We start from the raw sequence: 18905 nt of genomic DNA on the forward strand, positions 1-18905 counted from the left end.
GCACGCCCGGGCCGTGGGACGGCGCATGCCGCACGACCGGGGTGAAGACGCCCGGGGGCGCGGCGGACTGCGCCCGCGCATCGTCCTGCGGCGTCGCCCACGACGCGGAGGCGGCCGACTGCTGCTCGCGCGCACCGTCGATCTCGTCGATGTGCGACGACGCGGCCAGTGCGCGCAGCTCCTCCATCGACATCATCTGCGTCGACTCCTGGGCGGGGGTCTCCTCCACCGGATCCGGCGTGCGCGGTGACTGCGGCGCGGACTCCCGGTGCGCTCCCTGCGGGGCGCCGGCGGTCGTGCCCTGCCCTCCGTCGCCCGCATCGGCTCCTTCGCGTCCGGACGCGCCGGCGGTCGCCGCCTTCGCCTGGTCGAGGAAGATCTGCGTCGTGAGCGACGGATCCTCCGCGGCCTGCGGCTGACGGCGCGGCGGCGGATGCTGGGGCGGTGGAGGGATCGACATGATGCGGACATCTTACGACGAGGCACCCGCTTTCCGATTCTCAGCGAACTCTGCGCCCGCGAACCGTCGAGTGTCATCCGTGACTCGGACTGTCGCCCCTGACAGACTGGCCCCATGACGACCCTGTCACCGGCCCTCCGGACGCTCGCGGGCGCGATCCTGTGCGCCGGTCTGCTGGCGCCGGGCACGACGGCCGTCGCCTCCCCCGCCCCGCAGTCGGACGACGGGGGCGGGTTCTCCGCCCCGGCCCAGCGGGTCGCGCAGCAGTTCAGCACACCCCGCCAGCAGACGCCCGCCCCGCAGGACGGTGTCGCCGGCGCAGAAGCCGGAACCACGGCCGGCGCCTCGGCCCCGGCCGGCGGACACCGCACGGACGACGACGCCGAGGCCGCAGCCACCCACGTCCCCTCCCTCACCGACCCGGCGACCGGGCTGGGGACGGAGACCGCCGCGCGGATACCGGAGGAGACCGACCAGGTGCTCGTGGCCTCGGGCGCGGATGACGAGGCGACCCAGACGCGACTGAGCCTGTGGGAGCGCGCCGACGACGGCTGGGAGCGCACGGCGACGATGACCGGCCGCAACGGCGCCAACGGGTGGAAGGAGGACCGCCGGGAGGGCGACCGCACGACACCGGCGGGCGTCTTCAGCCTCAGCGACGCCGGCGGCTACCTCGAGGACCCCGGCTCGCAGCTGCCCTACTACCGCGACGAGGGCCTGCGCAGCGGTGCGGAGGCCGTCTACGGCGATGGGTACGCGAACGTCTTCGACTACGTCATCGCCATCGACTACAACCGCAGGACGGGTGTCGCGCCCACGGAGAACACCCGCCCCCTGGGCTGGGACGCCGGCGGCAAGATCTGGCTGCACGTGGAGCACGGCAGTCCCACCCGCGGCTGCGTCGCGCTGGACGAGGAGGACATGCGCCTCCTCCTCACGACGCTCGACCCGGATGCCGTGCCCCACATCGCGATGGGCTCTGAGGAGTTCCTGGCGCAGTGAGCACCGGCACCCCCCTCACCCAGTTGCTGCCCCACCACCGCCCGCTGCCGCCGGCACCGGGCGAACCGGACCTCGTCGCGCTGTGCGCCGACCGGTCCGCCGCCCCCCGCATCGCACTCGACGCTGCGGATCCGTCCCGCCCCTGGGTGCGGGTCAACATGGTCACGACAGTCGACGGTCAGGTGGTGGGTGAGACGGGACTCTCGCGGGCCATCTCGTCGCCGGCTGACAAGCGCGTCTTCGGGGTCCTGCGGGCGCTCGCGGACGCCGTCGTCGTGGGGGCCGGCACCGCGCGGGCGGAGCGGTACACCCGCCTGCACGCCCGCCCCGCCCATGCGGAGGCCCGCCGCGACCGAGGCCAGGGCCCGGTCCCGCTGCTGGTGCTCGTCTCACGCTCGGGGCGGGTCGATCTGGACCGGCTCGACGAAGAGGGCACGGGGCCGGTCGTCGCCCACGCCTCCGCGGACGCGTGCCCGCCGGAGCGCGTCCGCGAGATCCGCGACCGACTGGGCGCGGAGGGTCTCGTCCTGCACGACGGGCCGGTGGAGCCCGCCGCGGTGCTCACGGACCTGCGGGCGCGCGGCTGCCGCGAGATCCTGCACGAGGGCGGCCCCCACCTGCTGGCCGACTGGGTGGCGGCGGGTGCGGTCGACGAGCTGTGCCTCACCGTCTCGCCGCTGCTGGCCGGTCCGCCGCCGGACGGATCGCCGCGCGGACTGCTGGCCGGCGGCGGCTCGCTGGACCCAGGCTCCCTCACCCTCCTGAGCCTCGTGACGGATGGATCCACGCTGCTGCAGCGGTGGGGGCTGCCCCTGCCGGAGTGACGCGGCTGGAGCGGGTGACGCCGCGAGCGGTCAGTCGCAGTAGAGGTCGAAGCAGGGCTCGACGAGCAGCAGCGGCAGTCCCAGGACGAGGATCACCAGGCACACGCTGCTGAGGACGAGGCCTGTGATCGCGAGGCGCCGTCCCCCGCGTGCGCCGGTCCGCCGACCGCGACGCACGGCGACGAAGGACAGGATCCAGCCGGCCAGCGCCAGCGGTCCGACCGACGGCAGGGAGTACTGGTGGGCGAACCGCAGCGCGGACAGCTGGACGTGCCCCGGCGCACCGGTCACAAGGGTGAAACCGGCGTACAGGAGCGTCAGCCCACCCACCACCAGACCCACGAGGATCGCCAGACAGGCGAGGATGAGGCCCACCACAGCCCAGCCGGTGGGCTCTGCGGGCTTCGTCGCCGGGCGCACGGCGGGCGGGCGGGCCGGCGGTCCTGCGGCAGGCCCCTGAGGTGGCCACGGCGGAGACCCCGGAGGCGGTCCCTGCGGCGGCCCCGACTGCGGCCCGTGAGGCGGCCCGGGCTGCGATCCCGGGGGCGGCCCCGGTGGTGTCGTCACGCGCGCCTGCGCCGGGTGCCGTGCAGGTCGATCTTCGACTCGAGGAAGCTCGCGACGTCGTCCTCCCAGCGCTCGGGCTCGACGTTCCACTCCTTCGTGTGGGCGGCCGTGTCGTACTGCGGCATCGTGACGAGGTCGAAGCGGACGCGGGCCAGAGCGTGCGATGGCCCGGACGGCACGAACTGATCGTCATCGGAGTGGATGAGGAGGACTGGCTTGTCCAGCTCCGCCGCCCGAGTGACCCAGTCCAGCCGCTCCAGGTCGATGGGCGTCTCCAGTCCCGTGATCGAGCGGGCCCACGGCCGGGTGATCATGTCGAGGGTGAGACGCGCGATGGGCGTGGGCAGGTAGTTGAGCCGCGCCTGGTTGTCCAGCACGTCGTGCCAGTCGACCACTGGACCGTCCAGGACCAGGCCCGCGATGAACGACCGGTTGCGTCCGCGGGAGGCGGCCTGGAACGCGATCGCCCCGCCCATCGACCAGCCGAACACGACGACCTGCCGGGCCCCGTGGGACCGCGCGTAGTCGATCGCGACGTCGACGTCGAACCACTCCGTGTCCCCCAGTCCGTACCGGGAGCGGTCGCCCTCGCGGACCTCGGCGTCGTTGCGGTAGGACATCGCGATCGAGGGCATTCCGATCGAATCGAGCACGTGACCGGCGCGCAGCACCTCCGCACGCGTCGCCCCGCGCCCGTGGACGAGGATCGCCCAGGTGTCCAGCGGCTCATCCGCCGTGGTGGGCAGCAGCCAGGCGGGCAGCTCGCCCACGTCCGAGGTGAGGACGATGTCCTCGTAGGGCAACCCCAGCTGCGAGGGGTGGGTGAAGACGGTCCCGGTCCAGCGGCCTCGGCGGGCAGAGTGGAGGTCACCGGCCATGACGGAGAGGACGCGGCGTGCGACGGTCTGCGAGGCCGGGTCGTACTCGAGGATCTCTCCGATCTGCGCCAGCCCCCGACCGCTGTCGAAGAGGAGCCCGTACCGGCCCGGGAGGATCGTGTCGTCCGTGACGGGCAGCTGGACGACCAGGTCGTCGTCGAATCCGGACACGTGGAGGATGTCGAGGTCCTCCGGCTGGTTCTCCGGCACGACGATCCGGCGGGCGAAGTAGACGGCCAGACCGGACGAGGCGATGGACACGAGCGCACCGGCACCGGCGGCCACGGCCCCGGCCAGCATCGCGGTGCGCAGTGCGCGGTCCTTGAGTCCCGGCTCGCGTGACCTGTCGTCCCTCATGCCTCCCGATCGTACCGGTCCGCGGTGACGTGATCGGAACACATCGCGCCGCGTCGCGGTTAGGCTGAGGAGCACTCTCGTCGACCGGGAAGGAGCCCACCATGGCCGACACCCCCACCGCATCTGCCCAGCGCACCGAGCAGGAGTGGCGCGACATCCTCAGCACGGAGGAGTACCACGTCCTGCGCGAGGCCGGGACGGAACGGCCCTTCAGCGGCGAGTACGAGAACGACCCCACCGTGGGCGTGTACACGTGCCGCGCGTGCGGGGCGGAGCTCTTCCGCTCGGAGACCAAGTTCGACGCGGCGTGCGGCTGGCCGTCCTTCTACGCGCCGCTGGCCGAGGACCGCGTCCGCTACATCAAGGACACCACGATGGGGATGGAGCGCGTCGAGGTCCGCTGCGCGGCCTGCGACTCGCACATGGGACACGTCTTCGGTGGCGAGGGCTTCCCCACCCCCACGGACCTGCGCTACTGCATCAACTCGATCAGCCTCCGCCTCACCCCCGACGCGAGCGCATGACGCAGGCGCCGCACACCGCAGAGGCCGCGGAAGCCGCGGAGGTGACGGGCGCGGTCGAGGCGACGACGGCCTCGGCGACGGTCCGCACCCGCACACCGGACGGGTGGGTCCTGGCCCGCACGGACCAGCTGAGCCCCCTCGAGCTGTACGGGATCCTCCAGCTGCGCAGTCGCGTGTTCGTCGTCGAGCAGGAGTGCCTGTACACGGACATGGACGGTCTCGACCTGCTGCCCGGCACCCAGCACCTGCTGCTGCCAGCGGACGAGCCGGGCCCGCGCCCGGCCCCGGACGCGCACGGCGGCACCGGCGGGTGGAGCTCGGAACCGCTGGCCTACGCCCGGATCCTGCCGCTCGAGGTCGCGGACGGCCCCGCCGCCCGGGACGGCGCCCGCAGCGTGGGCCGGGTCGTCACGTCACCGGACGGCCGCGGCCGAGGCCTGGGTCGCCGTCTGCTGGACGAGGTCGTCCGCCTGTTCGGGCACGGGGACCTCACCCTCAACGCGCAGTCGCACCTGCGCGACTACTACGGTCGCGCGGGGTTCCGCGTGTCCGGACCGGAGTTCCTGGAGGACGGCATCCCGCACCTGCCGATGTTCCGTCCCGGCGACGCGACGCACGTCTGACACCAGCCCCGCACGACGACGCCCGCCCCACCGCTGCGGTGGGGCGGGCGTCGTCTCTCTGTGAGCGGCGGCGGGTGTGGCTCAGCGCCAGCCGGCGAGGATGTCCGCCAGATCGCGACGCGGCCCCGTGAAGAACGGGATCTCCTCGCGGACGTGGAGACGGGCCTTCGTGTCCCGCAGGTCGCGCATGAGGTCGACGATCCGGTCCAGCTGATCCGCCTCGAACGCGAGGATCCACTCGTAGTCGCCCAGCGCGAACGAGGACAGGGTGTTCGCCTTGACGTCCTTGTAGCCGGCCGCCGCCATGCCGTGGTCGCGCAGCATCTGCGAGCGCTCCTCCGGCGGCAGCAGGTACCAGTCGTAGGAGCGCACGAACGGGTAGACGCAGATGTAGTCGCCGGGCACGGGGTCCGTGAGGAGCGCCGGCAGGTGCGACTTGTTGAACTCCGAGGGACGGTGGACCGCCATGACCGACCACACGGATTCGAGGGCGGCGCCCAGGCGCGACCGCCGCAGGGCCGCGTAGGCCTCCTGGATGAGCTCGGAGCTGGGTGCGTGCCACCACACGAGGAGGTCGGCATCCGCGCGGAAGGCGGACACGTCGTACGTGCCGCGGACCACGAGGCCCTGCGCCTCGAGGGGGGCCAGCGCCTCGCGGACCTCGGCGGCGATGGCCTGGCGGTCGGCGTCGCCCAGCTCCTCGACAGAGGCGTAGACGGAGTAGGCGACATAGCGGATCTGGGCGTTGAGCTGCTCGACCTGCTCCGGGGTGGGCTGCGTGTACTCGCTCACGGATTCCTCCTGTGTGTGGTGGGGTTCGGTGGGGTCGGGTGGGTCGGAACGATCGGGGGGGGATCGACCCGGGGTTCGGGCGGTGCCGGTCAGTCGGGCGGTGCCGGCCAGCCGGGGGTGCCGGCCAGCCGGGGGTGCCGGTCAGTCGGGCGGTGCGGAGTGCGCGACGAGGCGGTCGACCGCTGCCTGCGCGCGTCCGATGCAGGCGGGGATGCCCACGCCGTCCAGGTAGCTGCCGGTGAGCGACAGGCCGGGGACCGCGGCCGCGGCCGTCTCGATCCGACGCACCAGGTCGGAGTGTCCGGGTGCGTACTGCGGCAGCGCGCGGATCCAGCGCTTCACCTCCGCATGGAGAAGTGCGCCGTCCCAGCCGGTGAGGTCGCGCCACTCCCCCAGCGCCCGGTCGATGAGCTCCCCATCCGTCAGGTCCCGCCACGCTTCGTCGCCGTGGCGTCCCACGCTCATGCGGATGACCCGCCGGCCCGCGGGCAGCGCGTCTTCGAGCCACGGCCACTTGTTGGACGAGTGGGTCGCGGCCTTGAGCAGTCCGCCCAGGTCCGCGGGCACCAGCAGTCCGGAGCCCTCGAGCGGGCGGTCGCGATCCTCGAGGACCGCGGTGACGACCGCGGAGCTCGCATACGGGATGCGGTCCAGCAGAGAAGCCAGGTGTGCCTGCGCCTCCTGGCCCGCGCCTGCCTCCTGAGTCAGCAGCGCTCGCGCGGCATGCGCGGGAACGGCGAGGAGGATCTGGTCGGCGGTGAGGTCGCCCGCATCCGTGCGGATCCGTCCGCCCGGGACGATCGCGCGGACCGGGGTGCCCGTGCGGACCTCACCCCCGTGGTCCGTGATCGAGTCCGCGAGGGCGGCGATGAGCCTGTTGATGCCGCCGGCCAGCGACAGGAAGACCGGCGGCGGTGCACTCGACCCGGCCCCGGCCTCGGCGGCGGTGTCGCGGTCTCGCGCAGCACCGGTGCGAGGCTCGTGAGCGCCCGCTCCCGGGATGTCCGCGCCGTGCGTGCGGATGCGGGCGGCGAGGATCTCAGCCACCGCCGCGAGGACGGAGGTGCCCTGCTGCGCTGCCGGCACCAGGGCCGGGATCGTCGCGGACAGGGACAGCTCTCGGCAGCGGCCGGCGTACACGCCGCCCACCAGCGGGTCGACGACGCGGTCGACCAGCTCGTCGCCCAACCGGGCGGCCAGGAAGTCGCCGCAGGACACGTCCTCGACGGTCGGAGGGGTGAGGGCCTCCGCGCGGACGCGCTCGACCCCGGCATCGCTCAGGACCCCGCGCAGCGCCTCGGGGTCCCCCGGCACGCCCATGAGGGTGCCCGCGGGGATCGCGACGGGACCCCGGTCGGTCACGAGCCGGGACCCGTGGGCGCGGGAGGGGTGGACGGGGGTGAGACCCAGTTCCTCGACGAGAGCGCGGGTCTCCGGGCGGCGGGCCAGCGAGGCCTCCGCCCCCTCGTCCGCGCCCCCGGGCAGCAGACCGTCCAGACCGGTCCGGGACAGGCAGCCGCCGGGAGTGTCCCCCGTGTCCAGCACGGTCACCCGCAGGCCGTGCCGGGCCGCGCGGTGCGCGGCCGCCAGACCGGAGATCCCCCCGCCCACGACGGCGAGCGTGCGCGCGGTCACCGTCAGGCGCTCAGCAGCTGCTGGGAGACCCGGTGGACCTCCTCGACGATGAGACCCGGGATCGCCGGATCCGTCGTCGGCAGCACTCCGTGCCCCAGGTTGAAGACGTGGCCGCCGGGATGGTCCAGTCCGGCGCGGACGATCTCCTCGATCCGGGGGCGCAGCACGTCCCACGGGGCGAAGAGGAGTGCGGGGTCCAGATTTCCCTGCAGGGCCTGGCCCGGGCGTACCCGACGGGACGCGTCCGCCAGGTCGACGCGGAAGTCGACGCCCACGACGTCGCAGCCGGCGCTCGCCATGTCCGTCAGCAGCTCGCCCGTCTGCACGCCGAAGTGGAAGGCGGGGACGGCGTGGTGCGACAGCGAGGAGAAGACGGCGGCGGAGTGCGGGAGCACGAAGCGGCGGTAGTCCGCGGCGGACAGGTACCCCGCCCACGAGTCGAACAGCTGGAACGCCTGCGCGCCCGCGCTGACCTGCACGTCGATGAAGGTCGCGGACATCCGGCCCAGCTTCGCCAGCAGGTCGGAGAACAGCTGGGGGTCGCCCAGCATCATGGCCTTGGTCTTCTCGTGGTTGCGGCTGGGGCCACCCTCGATGAGGTAGCTCGCGACGGTGAAGGGGGCGCCGGCGAAGCCGATGAGAGCGGTGTCCGGGTGCTTCGCGTCCAGTTCCGCGCGCACGCGCCGGATCGATTCCGCGATGTCCGTGATCGCATCCGGGGTGAGGTCCTCGAGGCGGTCCAGATCCGCGCGGGTGCGGACCGGGTGCTCGATGACGGGACCGGTGCCGGGCACGATCTCGACCGACACCCCGGCGGCCTCGAGCGGCACGACGATGTCGGAGAAGAAGATCGCGGCGTCCACCCCGTGGCGCCGCACCGGCTGCAGGGTGATCTCGGACACGAGGTCCGGCGTCCGGCAGGCGCCCAGCATCGTCGTGCCTTCGCGCAGCTCGCGGTACTCCGGGAGCGACCGGCCCGCCTGCCGCATGAACCACACGGGTGTCCGGCTGACGGTTTCCGATTGAGCGGCGGAGACGAGAGTCGTGTTCATGGGCCCCAGTCTCGCAGACCCGCTGGTGGGGTGAGAACCGTGCGGAGCGCTCGATACGTCCGGTCTCATCCCGCGGTCATCGCGGGCGGATCGGTCCTGCCCGGACTCCTCGAGGACGTGGAATGCGCGGTTGCGGTAGACGAGGCCGTCGCCCGGCTCACCGCGGCGCACGTCTGTGATCTCCGCCACGACGACGACGGCCTCGCCCAGCTCGACGGTGTGGGTCACGTGGCCGATGAGGGAAGCGGATGCGTCGCCCAGCACCGGCGTGCCGTCCTCCAGGTACTCCCACCCCTGGTCCGGCGTGAACCGGTCCGCCCGGGAGTCCGCGTACGCGCGGGCCAGCTCCGCGTGCGACGAGTTCACGAGGTTGACGCTCAGCGCGTCCGCCGCGAGGACCGCGACGGCCGACCGGCTGGAGCGCATGAGGGAGAAGAGGAGGGTCGTGGGCGTCACGGACACGCTCGCCACACTGGAGGCGGTCATGCCCACAGGACCGGACTCACCGGCCGCCGCGATGATCGCGATGCCGCCGGGATGGTGGCGGAACGCCGCACGGAAGTCCGCGCTGAGCGCCTCCTGCCGCTGCTCCGACCGGACCTGCCCGTCCGTGTCGCCGCCCGGTGTCCCCTGTGTCGTCGACGCTGTCATCGTCCTCCGTTCCGCCCGCGCGGGTCGTCCGCCCGCACCCGTCGTCCTGGTGGGTGAATGCCGCACTCCCCCGGTTCTATTCCTCCTCGCTGCGGCGTGGGTCCTGTGCGTGGCGCATCCCACGCTCTATCGTGGTCGCGTGGCTTCACTGTCCCCGCTCAATCCCGTCCCCGCGGCATTCTCCCGCATCACGGACGTGCTGTCCGACGTCTCGGACGTGCCGCACGTGTCCGTGTCCGCGATCCGCGCACCCTCGAAGCTGGCCCCTTTCGCCACCGCGATCGGCGCGGAGGTCCATGCGGACTCCTCGTTCCAGCGTGCGACCGGCGAGGAGATCGACGAGCTGGCGACCGGCCGAATCGTCGTCCTGCACGACCCGGACGGCCAGGACGAGTGGGAGGGCGACTTCCGCATCGTGTCCTACGTCCGCGCGGAGATGGGGCACGACATGGGCAACGAGGCCATGCTGGGCGCCGTCGCCTGGTCGTGGCTGACCGATGCGCTGGCCGGCCACGACTGCGAGCTGGTGGCCGCCGGCGGCACCACCACCCGCGTCCTGTCGGAGAGCTTCGGCACGCTCGCCGCCCGCCCCTCGACGATCGACCTGGAGCTGCGCGCCTCGTGGACCCCGGTCCTCGGTGAGCCGGAGGACATCGTCGACCACTTCGACGCCTGGATCGACCTGCTCACGACCATCGCGGGCCTGCCGCCGCTGCCACCCGGCGTCACGGCGCTGCCGGGGAGGCGCCGGTGAGCTCGTCCGACGCACCCGAATCCCTGCCCCTCCTCGAATCCCCCGCGGACGGCGTCCCAGACGTCATCGACACCCCCCGCGCCCTGCAGAGGGCCGCCGAGGCCCTGGCCGCCGGCACCGGTTCAGTCGCCGTGGATGCGGAGCGGGCCTCGGGCTTCCGCTACGGTCAGCGGGCCTTCCTCGTCCAGCTGCGCCGCGAGGGCGTGGGCACGCTGCTCATCGATCCGGAGCCGTTCGACGACCTGCTGCCGCTCAACAGCGCACTGCGCGGCAGCGAATGGGTGCTGCATGCGGCGACGCAGGACCTCCCGTGCCTCGCGGATCTCGACATGACCCCGGATGCGCTCTTCGACACGGAGCTGGCCGCACGCTTCCTGGGCTTCGACCGGTTCGGGCTCGCCGCCGTCGTGGGCGAGACGGTGGGCGTGCGCCTCGCGAAGGAGCATTCCGCGGTGGATTGGTCGACGCGTCCGCTGCCGGAGTCGTGGCTCTCGTACGCCGCACTCGACGTCGAGGTGCTCCTCGACGTGGCGGACCGCCTGGACGAGCAGCTGCATGCCCGCGGCCTCGCGGAATTCGCGCAGCAGGAGTTCGAGCATCTGCTGGCCTTCGCGCCCGTCGTCCATGAGGAGCCCTGGCGCCGGATGCACGGCCTGGGCACCCTGCGCAATCCCCGGCAGCTGGCCCGGGCCCGCGAGGTCTGGGAGACGCGCGAACGGGTCGCCCGCGAGGCGGACACCGCGCCCAGCCGCATCCTCAAGGATCGGGACATCGTCGCCCTGGCGCAGCACCGGGTGCGCACCGCTGATGACGTGTTCCGCGCCCTGGGCACCGGTCGGCTCACCCGGCGTCACGCCCAGCGCTGGGCCGAGGCCCTGCAGCGGGCCGACTCCCTGCGGGACGGCGACCTGCCCCGCAGGACCCGCTCCTCCGCCCCGACCGGTCCCAAGCTGGACCGTGCGCTCGTGAAGGAGCGGACCCAGGTGCTCAAGCAGGCGATGTACGACCTGTCCGAGTCGACGCGCATCCCCCACGACCTGCTGCTGCAGCCTGCACTGGTCCGCGCGGCGGCCGCCCTGCAGGACCCAGGTGATGAGGATCTACTCGAGGAGTATCTGCGGGACCAGGGTGCGCGGGAGTGGCAGCGGGAGCTGTCCGTCCCGGTCCTCGTGCGGGCCGCCCGCGCGATGGAGGCCTGAGTCCCCGAGACCGGGCGTGCGGGCGCCGGTCGCTCCGGAGACCCCGGCGCTCAGTGCTGCAGGCGTTCGAGGATCTGCCGGGTCATGTCCTCGACGGTGAGCCCCGCGACCGCGAGGATCTCGTCGCGGCTGCCCTGCGGCAGGAACACGTCCGGCACTCCCAGTTCCACGACGCCCACGGTCGATCCGTCGACCCGCAGCTCCTGACGCAGTCGCGATCCCACCCCACCGGTGCGGATCCCGTCCTCGATGACCGCGGCCAGGCGGTGCTCACGGGCCAGGTCCTGCACGGATTCGGGGACCGGGAGCACCCACCGGGGGTCGACCACGGTGGCACCGATCCCTTCCTGCGCCAGCCGTTCGCGGACGGCCAGCGCCCGATCCGCCAGCGCGCCCACGGACACGATCAGCACGTCCTGCTCCAGTTCCTCCGGCACCTCTGCCAGCACGTCCGCGCCGTCGTCCGTCCGGCGCAGGGAGACGACCTCGTCACCCACGTCACCGCGGGAGAACCGGACGACGGTGGGAGCGTCGTCCACGGCGACCGCCTCCTCGAGCTCCTCGACGAGTCGCTGGGCGTCGCGGGGCGCGGCCAGCCGCAGCCCCGGCACGATCTGGAGCAGCGCCAGATCCCAGATGCCGTGGTGGCTGGCACCGTCCGGTCCGGTCACCCCTGCACGGTCCAGCACGAACGTGACGCCCTGCCGGTGCAGTGCGACGTCCATGAGCAGCTGGTCGAACGCGCGGTTCATGAAGGTCGCGTACAGGCACACGACAGGGTGGAGTCCGCCGTACGAGAGTCCCGCTGCAGAGGCGACCGCGTGCTGCTCCGCGATGCCCACGTCGTAGGTGCGGTCGGGGAACTCCTCGCGGAACCGGGTGAGACCCACCGGCTGCAGCATCGCGGCGGTGATCGCCACGACGTCGTCCCGGCGGCGGCCGATCTCCGTGATCGCGTCGCCGAACACGCTCGTCCACGACCGGCCGCTGCGGGCCGCGGGCACTCCCGTGACCGGGTCGATGACCCCCACCGCGTGGAACTGGTCCGCCTCGTCCGCGACGGCGGGTCCGTACCCGTAGCCCTTCTTCGTGACCGTGTGCACGATGACGGGGCCGTTCTCGTAGTCCTTCGCCAGTGCCAGCGCGCGCTCGACCGCCTCCTGGTCGTGCCCGTCGACGGGACCGATGTACTTGAGGCCCAGTGCATCGAACATGCCGGTCCCGCCCTCCGACGTCATGTCGCGCAGCCCGCGCTTGACGCCGCGCATCGCGGTGTACGCGGCGCGTCCGGGCGGACCCGACTGCTGGAGACGCTCCTTGCCCCACGACAGGAGGCGCTCGTAGCTGTTGGACGCGCGCAGCGAGTCCAGGTGGGCTGAGAGGCCGCCCACGGTCGGCTCGTACGAGCGCCCGTTGTCGTTGATGACGATGACGAGCCTGCGGTGCGGCTGGGTCGTGTCCGCCGCGATGGAGTTGAGGGCTTCCCAGGCGACTCCGCCGGTCAGCGCCCCGTCGCCGATGACGGCGACGACCCAGCGGTCGTGCTCGCCACGGACGCGGTGGGCCTTCGCGATCCCGTCCGCCCACGACAGCGAGGTCGAGGCGTGGGAGTTCTCCAGCACGTCGTGCTCGCTCTCCGCCCGGGACGGGTAGCCGGACAGTCCCCCCTGCTGTCGCAGCGTGTCGAACCGATCCCCCCGACCGGTCACGATCTTGTGCACGTAGGACTGGTGCCCCACGTCCAGCAGGAGAGTGTCCTTGGGGCTGTCGAACACGCGGTGCAGCGCCAGGGTGAGCTCGACGACGCCCAGGTTGGGTCCCAGATGTCCGCCCGTCCGCGACACGGTCGCCACCAGCTCTTCGCGGATCTCCTTCGCGTAGACCTCGCACTCCGCCGGTGACAGGCGCTTGAGGTCTGCTGGCGAGGAGACGGACTCCAGGAAGGTCATCGTAAGCGGCTCCCAACGGTGGACGGATGACAGCCCATGCTAGCGGGTGCCATCGGGCGCACCGTCCCGGACTCGCCCGTGCGACGATGTCCTCACCAGTCCATCGGGAAGAGGAGTGCCGTTGACCGCCACCGACCGTTTCACGCGGACCGCCCGCGGGGCGACGCTCGTCTCCGCGGCCGTCGCACTCGTGTGCGTCCTCGCCGCCATCGCACTGTCGCTGCTGGGCCGGCCGGGGTCGCCGGTGGAGCAGGTGGAGGTCACCGACGACGCGGGTGTCGTCGACCCGATCCGCCTCGAGGACTCGATCGGTGAGCTGCGGACGTATGCTCCCGTGCGCATCGTGGTCTGGACCCGCCAGGGCGAACCGAGCGACAACATCAACGCGGAGGCGCTCGAGTGGGCACGCTCGCAGCCGGAGAAGGACCTCCTCTCCCCGGACGGGAGGAAATGGGCCGACGGCCTTTTCCTGCTCGCCCTCAACGTCGAGCAGGACGACACCGTCGGCTCCGGCCAGATCGCGACCCACTTCGGTGAGGACGTGAAGGTCGAACCCGTGAGCGAGCAGAAGAAGCTGCGGGAGCAGGGCTACGACGACTTCCGGAACCGCAGCTGGGAGGACGGCCTCGTCGCGATCGCGGATGCGGCGGCCGGTGAGATGGCGAGGCCCGCATGGACGAGGGCGGGGATCTCACTCGTGCTGCCGCTGGTGCTGGCCGGCCTGGCGCTGGCGAACGCGGCGGGCGTCCAGATCATGCGGGTGCGCTTCGCGGAGGCCGCGGATCGGTTCACCCGGACCACGGAGAACGTGCATGCGACCGTGTCCGCGACGGAGTTCATCCTGGACCATGGGTTCGGTGGGAAGGTGCGGAACACCGCCGCCTCGCTCCTGCGGCAGTACGACCGCACGCTCGACGAGCGCGATGCCATCGCCGACTCCTCGCGCTGGGCGGTCACCGCAGCCAACGTGTCCCTGTGGAGCAGGATCAAGCGCCTGAACGACGAGGCCGGCGACATCGGTGAATCGACGGGGGTCGTGCAGCGCGCGACGTCCCTCTACTCCGCGGACGGCCAGTGGGAGCAGGTCTGGCAGGACGAGGTCGAGGAGACCGCGAAGCACCTGCAGGAGGCGCGCGACAGCGACACGATCCGCAGGCGCGCGGGAGCCGCGCAGGCCGGCGAACTGGCGGCCTTCTGCACGCAGGCCCTCGCGCAGCTCGACGACATTCGCGAGCAGGGTACACGGGGCGGCGGGGAGAACATCGAGGAGTGCCTCGAACGCATCAGTGGGATCCGGGCGGAGCTCACCCGCCGCATGCAGGCGATCGAGGCGGCCGCGATGCCGTCGAACCGGTCGCACGCACGATACGTCGACAAGGCGATCATGCAGGAGCGGCGACGACGCAGCGCTCGGTCGCGATCGATCACCGGCTTCTACGATCGCCCGTCGTTCTACTCCCCCACGGCCTTCGCGATCGGCTACACCTCCGGCACCCGCCGTCACCAGGCCGCGGAGAAGGCGCGGCAGTCGGCGAGCAGGTCCAGCGGATCGAACACGAGCTTCGGGTCATCCGGCGGCGGATTCTCCGGCTCCGGCAGTTCGTCGCGGTTCTGAGCGGGACGGATACGTCATGAGCGGGAGGCGGCCGTGCGGTTGGGTCTGCACCTGCCGCCGGCGCACCCGCAATCTCATCGGCGCCCTGCCGTGACGGTCACGGACGGTCAGGTGAGCCTCGTGCTCATGGTGCTGGGCCGCAGAGGCAGCAGCATCCCCTGCGGGTGCACGCACGCGACGCCGGACTGCTGATCGTGGGTGACGAGGAGGCACTCGAGGCGGCGCGCCTCTACGCGATGCTGGGCGACGTGCTGAACGAGCAGGACACGGTGGTCTCCGAGAGGCTCACGCTCGTCGCGACGATCTTCCTGCCGCTCACCCTCACGACGGGGTTCTTCGGCATGAACTTCCCGTGGCTGACCGACCGCGTGGGCGGGCTGACCGCTTTCCTGCTCTTCGGCCTCGTCGTCCCCGCCGCGCTCACCATCGGGACCCTGCTCCTCGTCCGGCGCCTGACGCGCTCCGTCTGAGGTCCGCGCGGACAGGCCGAGGCCCCCATCGGATCCGTGGATCCGATGGGGGCCTCGTGCGCGGACCGATCAGTCGGGCCTCACGCGCAACCGCGTGCGTCCGCTCAGGCGGTCGCCAGCTGGCGCAGCACGTACTGCAGGATGCCGCCGTTGCGGTAGTAGTCCGCCTCACCCGGCGTGTCGATGCGGAGCACCGCGTCGAACTCGACGGTCGAGCCGTCCTCCTTCGTGGCCGTCACGTGCAGCGTCGACGGGGTCGTGCCGTCGTTGAGCGCCGTCACACCGGAGATGTCGAAGGTCTCCGTGCCGTCCAGGCCCAGGGACTCCGCGTTCTCGCCAGCGGGGAACTGCATGGGCAGCACGCCCATGCCGATGAGGTTCGAGCGGTGGATGCGCTCGAAGCTCTCCGCGATGACGGCGGAGACGCCCAGGAGCTTCGTTCCCTTGGCCGCCCAGTCGCGGGACGAGCCGGAGCCGTACTCCTTGCCGCCCAGGACCACCAGCGGGATGCCCGCGGCCTGGTAGTTGACCGACGCGTCGTAGATCGTCGTCTGCGGTCCGCCGTCTTGCGTGAAGTCACGGGTGAAGCCGCCCTGAACGCCGTCCAGCAGCTGGTTCTGCAGGCGGATGTTCGCGAACGTGCCGCGGATCATGACCTCGTGGTTGCCGCGACGCGAGCCGTAGGAGTTGAAGTCCTTGCGCTCGACGCCGTTCTCCACCAGGTAGCGGCCCGCTGGGGTGTCCGCCTTGAACGAACCGGCCGGGGAGATGTGGTCGGTTGTGACCGAGTCGCCCAGCTTCGCCAGCACGCGCGCGCCGGAGACGTCCGCGACCGGGGTGGTCTCGAGCGTCATGCCCTCGAAGTACGGGGGCTTCCGGACGTAGGTCGACTGGTCGTCCCACTCGAAGACGTTGCCGGACGGGGTGTCCAGCTCCTGCCAGCGGGCGTCACCGTCGAAGATCGACCCGTACTCGGACGTGAACATGTCCGTGCTGATCGACGACTCGATGAGCGACTCGACCTCCTCCGGGGAGGGCCAGATGTCCTTGAGGTAGATGTCCTCGCCGTCCGAGCCCTTGCCCAGCGGCTGCGACTCGAAGTCGAAGTCCATCGTGCCGGCCAGGGCGTACGCGATGACGAGCGGCGGGGACGCGAGGTAGTTCATCTTCACGTCCGGGCTGATGCGGCCCTCGAAGTTGCGGTTGCCGGACAGCACGGCGGACACGGAGAGGTCGTTGTCCTGGATGGACTGCGAGATCTCGTCCTCGAGCGGGCCCGAGTTGCCGATGCAGGTCGTGCAGCCGTAGCCGACGATGTAGAAGTTGAGCGCCTCGAGGTCCGGGATCAGGCCGGCCTTCTCGTAGTACTCCGTCACGACCTTGGAGCCGGGAGCGATCGACGTCTTGACCCACGGCTTGGACTGCAGGCCCTTCTCACGCGCCTTGCGCGCCACGAGGCCCGCCGCCATCATGACGGACGGGTTCGAGGTGTTGGTGCAGGACGTGATCGACGCGATCGCGACCGCACCGTTGGCCAGCTCGAACTCGCGGCCGTCGGGCATCGAGACCGGAGCGGACTTCGCCTCCTCGCCGGGCTGCGAGTAGTTGTGGATGTCCTTCTGGAACTGCGACTTCGCGTCGGAGAGCTCGATGCGGTCCTGCGGGCGCTTGGGACCGGAGATCGACGGGACGACCGTCGACAGGTCGAGCTCGAGGTACTCGGAGTACTCGACCTCGACCTCGGGGTCGTGCCACAGGCCCTGCTCCTTGGCGTACTTCTCGACGAGAGCGATCTGCTCCTCCGAGCGGCCCGTGAGCTTGAGGTAGTCGACCGTGACGTCATCGATGGGGAACATCGCGGCGGTCGAGCCGAACTCGGGGCTCATGTTGCCGATCGTCGCGCGGTTGGCCAGCGGCACAGCGGAGACGCCCTTGCCGTAGAACTCGACGAACTTGCCCACGACGCCGTGCTGACGGAGCATGTCCGTGATCGTGAGGACGACGTCCGTCGCGGTGACGCCGGACGGGATCTCGCCGGTGAGCTTGAAGCCCACGACGCGCGGGATGAGCATGGAGACCGGCTGGCCCAGCATCGCGGCCTCCGCCTCGATGCCGCCCACGCCCCAGCCCAGGACGCCCAGGCCGTTGACCATCGTCGTGTGCGAGTCGGTGCCCACGAGGGTGTCCGGGTACGCGCGCAGCACGCCGTCGACCTCGCGCGGCATGACGACGCGGGCCAGGTACTCGATGTTGACCTGGTGGACGATGCCCATGCCCGGGGGGACGACCTTGAAGTCGTCGAACGCGGTCTGGCCCCAGCGCAGGAACTGGTAGCGCTCGCCGTTGCGCTGGTACTCGATGTCCATGTTGCGCTCGATCGCGTTCGCGTTGCCGAACGAGTCGATCTGCACGGAGTGGTCGATGACCAGTTCCGCCGGCGCCAGCGGGTTCACCTTGTCCGGGTCGCCGCCCAGCTCCTTGACCGCTTCGCGCATCGTCGCGAGGTCCACGATGCACGGCACACCGGTGAAGTCCTGCATGACGACGCGGGCCGGAGTGAACTGGATCTCGTGGCTGGGCTCAGCCGACGCATCCCACGAGCCCAGGGTGCGGATGTGGTCGGCCGTGATGTTCGCGCCGTCCTCCGTCCGCAGGAGATTCTCGAGGAGCACCTTGAGGCTGAACGGGAGCTTCTTCGAGCCCTCCACCGCATCGAGGCGGAAGATCTCGTAGTCCTTGCCGTTGACCTCAAGCGTGCTCTTGGACTTGAAACTGTCGACGTTGCTCAACGTGTTTCTCCTCTTCAGCAGCTCGCGACACTCGGCGGGAACCCCGCTGGCCGAATTAGGCAAGCCGGATGTTCCGTAAAGTATCTTGATGTCAAGATACATTCTATCGTGTCCCAGCCCACGCGGCCATTCGGCCCCTCCTCAGCGCCGCGCGCCCGGTCGTCAGCGACTCAGCACCGCGACGAACTCCAGGTGCCCCGTGAGCGGGAAGAGGTCGTGCGCAAGGACGGAGTCGATCCGGAACCCGCCGTCCGCCAGCCGGCGCAGGTCGCGTGCCAGCGTGGCCCCGTCGCACGCGACGTGGACGATCCGCTCGACCGCCGAGGCCGTGAGGGCGTCCACGACCGCCGCACCGGCGCCGGCCCGCGGCGGGTCCAGCACCGCGACGCGGGCGTCCGCCACGAGGGCCGCCGCCTCGACCCGTCCCGCGGTGAACCGCGCGTCCAGACCGTGCGCGTTGGCCCGCGCGTCCTCGACCGCCTCCGCCGACCCCTCGATGCCCAGGACGCGGTGACCGTCCTCTGCGAGCGCGATGCCCAGCAGCCCGGCACCGCTGTAGAGGTCGAGCACCTGCCCGTCGCCCGGCTCGCCCACCGCGGACCGCACCGCGTCCGTGAGGAGCGCGGCTGCATCCCGGTGCACCTGCCAGAAGCCGGCGCCGCGGACCCGCAGACTGCGCCCGAGGCCGGGGACGGACTCCGTCACGGAGCCGCTTCCCGTGTGGAGGGTGAGCGGCACGGCCGCGCCGCCGCCGCGGTTGCGGC

General features: G+C 71.7%; 17 protein-coding genes and 1 pseudogene. 8 read left to right on the forward strand and 10 right to left on the reverse strand.

Annotated elements, in window-relative coordinates; translation table 11 throughout:
* Positions 1-460 (reverse strand): hypothetical protein (locus tag HGBR_RS20240; protein ID WP_040365109.1); only part of this gene is annotated, 460 nt, incomplete at its 3' end.
* 114 nt (positions 461-574) lie between these two features.
* Between HGBR_RS20240 and HGBR_RS12735 the strand changes: the two genes are divergently transcribed.
* Together HGBR_RS12735 and HGBR_RS12740 are read left to right on the forward strand one after the other, a co-directional pair.
* Positions 575-1462 (forward strand): L,D-transpeptidase family protein, encoded by an 888-nt coding sequence (locus HGBR_RS12735; protein ID WP_019159728.1) that lies wholly within the window; start codon positions 575-577, stop codon positions 1460-1462.
* Positions 1459-2286 (forward strand): dihydrofolate reductase family protein, encoded by an 828-nt coding sequence (locus HGBR_RS12740; protein ID WP_019159729.1) that lies wholly within the window; start codon positions 1459-1461, stop codon positions 2284-2286. The genes HGBR_RS12735 and HGBR_RS12740 overlap by 4 nt, the downstream gene beginning before the upstream one ends.
* A 30-nt stretch (positions 2287-2316) precedes the next feature.
* Here HGBR_RS12740 and HGBR_RS12745 read toward each other — a convergent pair whose 3' ends face one another.
* Together HGBR_RS12745 and HGBR_RS12750 are read right to left on the reverse strand one after the other, a co-directional pair.
* Complete coding sequence (locus tag HGBR_RS12745) at positions 2317-2706, reverse strand: hypothetical protein (RefSeq protein WP_019159730.1); 390 nt, start codon at positions 2704-2706, stop codon at positions 2317-2319.
* A gap of 143 nt (positions 2707-2849) precedes the next feature.
* Entirely contained in the window at positions 2850-4088 is a 1239-nt protein-coding gene (locus tag HGBR_RS12750) for an alpha/beta hydrolase family protein (RefSeq protein ID WP_019159731.1), read from the reverse strand.
* A 101-nt stretch (positions 4089-4189) separates the two neighbouring features.
* Here HGBR_RS12750 and msrB point away from each other — a divergent pair, with 101 nt between their 5' ends.
* Positions 4190-4612, forward strand: a complete 423-nt coding sequence (gene msrB / locus HGBR_RS12755; RefSeq protein WP_019159732.1) for a peptide-methionine (R)-S-oxide reductase MsrB — start codon at positions 4190-4192, stop codon at positions 4610-4612.
* Complete coding sequence (locus HGBR_RS12760) at positions 4609-5235, forward strand: GNAT family N-acetyltransferase (protein ID WP_019159733.1); 627 nt, start codon at positions 4609-4611, stop codon at positions 5233-5235. The genes msrB and HGBR_RS12760 overlap by 4 nt, the downstream gene beginning before the upstream one ends.
* Before the next feature lie 81 nt (positions 5236-5316).
* Here the strand turns inward: HGBR_RS12760 and hemQ are convergent, their stop codons facing one another.
* The 4 genes and pseudogenes from hemQ to HGBR_RS21165 form a co-directional block, all read right to left on the reverse strand.
* Entirely contained in the window at positions 5317-6027 is a 711-nt protein-coding gene (gene hemQ, locus HGBR_RS12765; RefSeq protein ID WP_019159734.1) for a hydrogen peroxide-dependent heme synthase, read from the reverse strand.
* Positions 6028-6168: 141 nt separating this feature from the next.
* Positions 6169-7662, reverse strand: a complete 1494-nt coding sequence (gene hemG / locus HGBR_RS12770; RefSeq protein WP_019159735.1) for a protoporphyrinogen oxidase — start codon at positions 7660-7662, stop codon at positions 6169-6171.
* 2 nt (positions 7663-7664) lie between these two features.
* A complete protein-coding gene (hemE, locus tag HGBR_RS21160) occupies positions 7665-8714 on the reverse strand; it encodes a uroporphyrinogen decarboxylase (RefSeq protein WP_026077585.1) in 1050 nt (349 codons plus the stop codon).
* Between the two features lie 123 nt (positions 8715-8837).
* Positions 8838-9365, reverse strand: a pseudogene (locus tag HGBR_RS21165) (flavin reductase family protein); the annotation flags it as partial.
* Positions 9366-9504: 139 nt separating this feature from the next.
* Between HGBR_RS21165 and HGBR_RS12780 the strand changes: the two are divergent.
* The gene (locus HGBR_RS12780; RefSeq protein ID WP_019159737.1) at positions 9505-10119 is read left to right on the forward strand and encodes a DUF3000 domain-containing protein; all 615 of its coding nucleotides are present in this window, start codon (positions 9505-9507) and stop codon (positions 10117-10119) included.
* On the forward strand, positions 10116-11318 hold the full coding sequence (locus HGBR_RS12785; RefSeq protein ID WP_019159738.1) for an HRDC domain-containing protein: 1203 nt from the start codon (positions 10116-10118) through the stop codon (positions 11316-11318). Before HGBR_RS12780 ends, HGBR_RS12785 begins: the two co-directional genes overlap by 4 nt.
* A 50-nt stretch (positions 11319-11368) precedes the next feature.
* Here the strand turns inward: HGBR_RS12785 and dxs are convergent, their stop codons facing one another.
* Positions 11369-13267, reverse strand: a complete 1899-nt coding sequence (gene dxs, locus HGBR_RS12790; RefSeq protein WP_019159739.1) for a 1-deoxy-D-xylulose-5-phosphate synthase — start codon at positions 13265-13267, stop codon at positions 11369-11371.
* A gap of 121 nt (positions 13268-13388) precedes the next feature.
* On the opposite strand from dxs, the gene HGBR_RS12795 reads away from it, so the two are divergent.
* Together HGBR_RS12795 and HGBR_RS12800 are read left to right on the forward strand one after the other, a co-directional pair.
* Complete coding sequence (locus HGBR_RS12795) at positions 13389-14882, forward strand: DUF5129 domain-containing protein (RefSeq protein ID WP_019159740.1); 1494 nt, start codon at positions 13389-13391, stop codon at positions 14880-14882.
* Between the two features lie 164 nt (positions 14883-15046).
* Positions 15047-15352: a CorA family divalent cation transporter gene (locus HGBR_RS12800; protein ID WP_019159741.1), complete on the forward strand. Its 306-nt coding sequence runs from the start codon at positions 15047-15049 to the stop codon at positions 15350-15352.
* Positions 15353-15456: 104 nt separating this feature from the next.
* Here HGBR_RS12800 and acnA read toward each other — a convergent pair whose 3' ends face one another.
* Positions 15457-18141 carry an aconitate hydratase AcnA gene (acnA, locus tag HGBR_RS12805; protein WP_019159742.1) on the reverse strand — a complete coding sequence of 895 codons (2685 nt, stop codon included), beginning with the start codon at positions 18139-18141 and terminating at the stop codon, positions 15457-15459.
* 162 nt (positions 18142-18303) lie between these two features.
* A partial coding sequence (locus tag HGBR_RS17930) for a methyltransferase (protein WP_019159743.1) occupies positions 18304-18905 on the reverse strand: 602 nt, incomplete at its 5' end.

The sequence above is a fragment of the Brevibacterium senegalense genome (assembly GCF_000285835.1).
GTDB lineage: Bacteria > Actinomycetota > Actinomycetes > Actinomycetales > Brevibacteriaceae > Brevibacterium > Brevibacterium senegalense.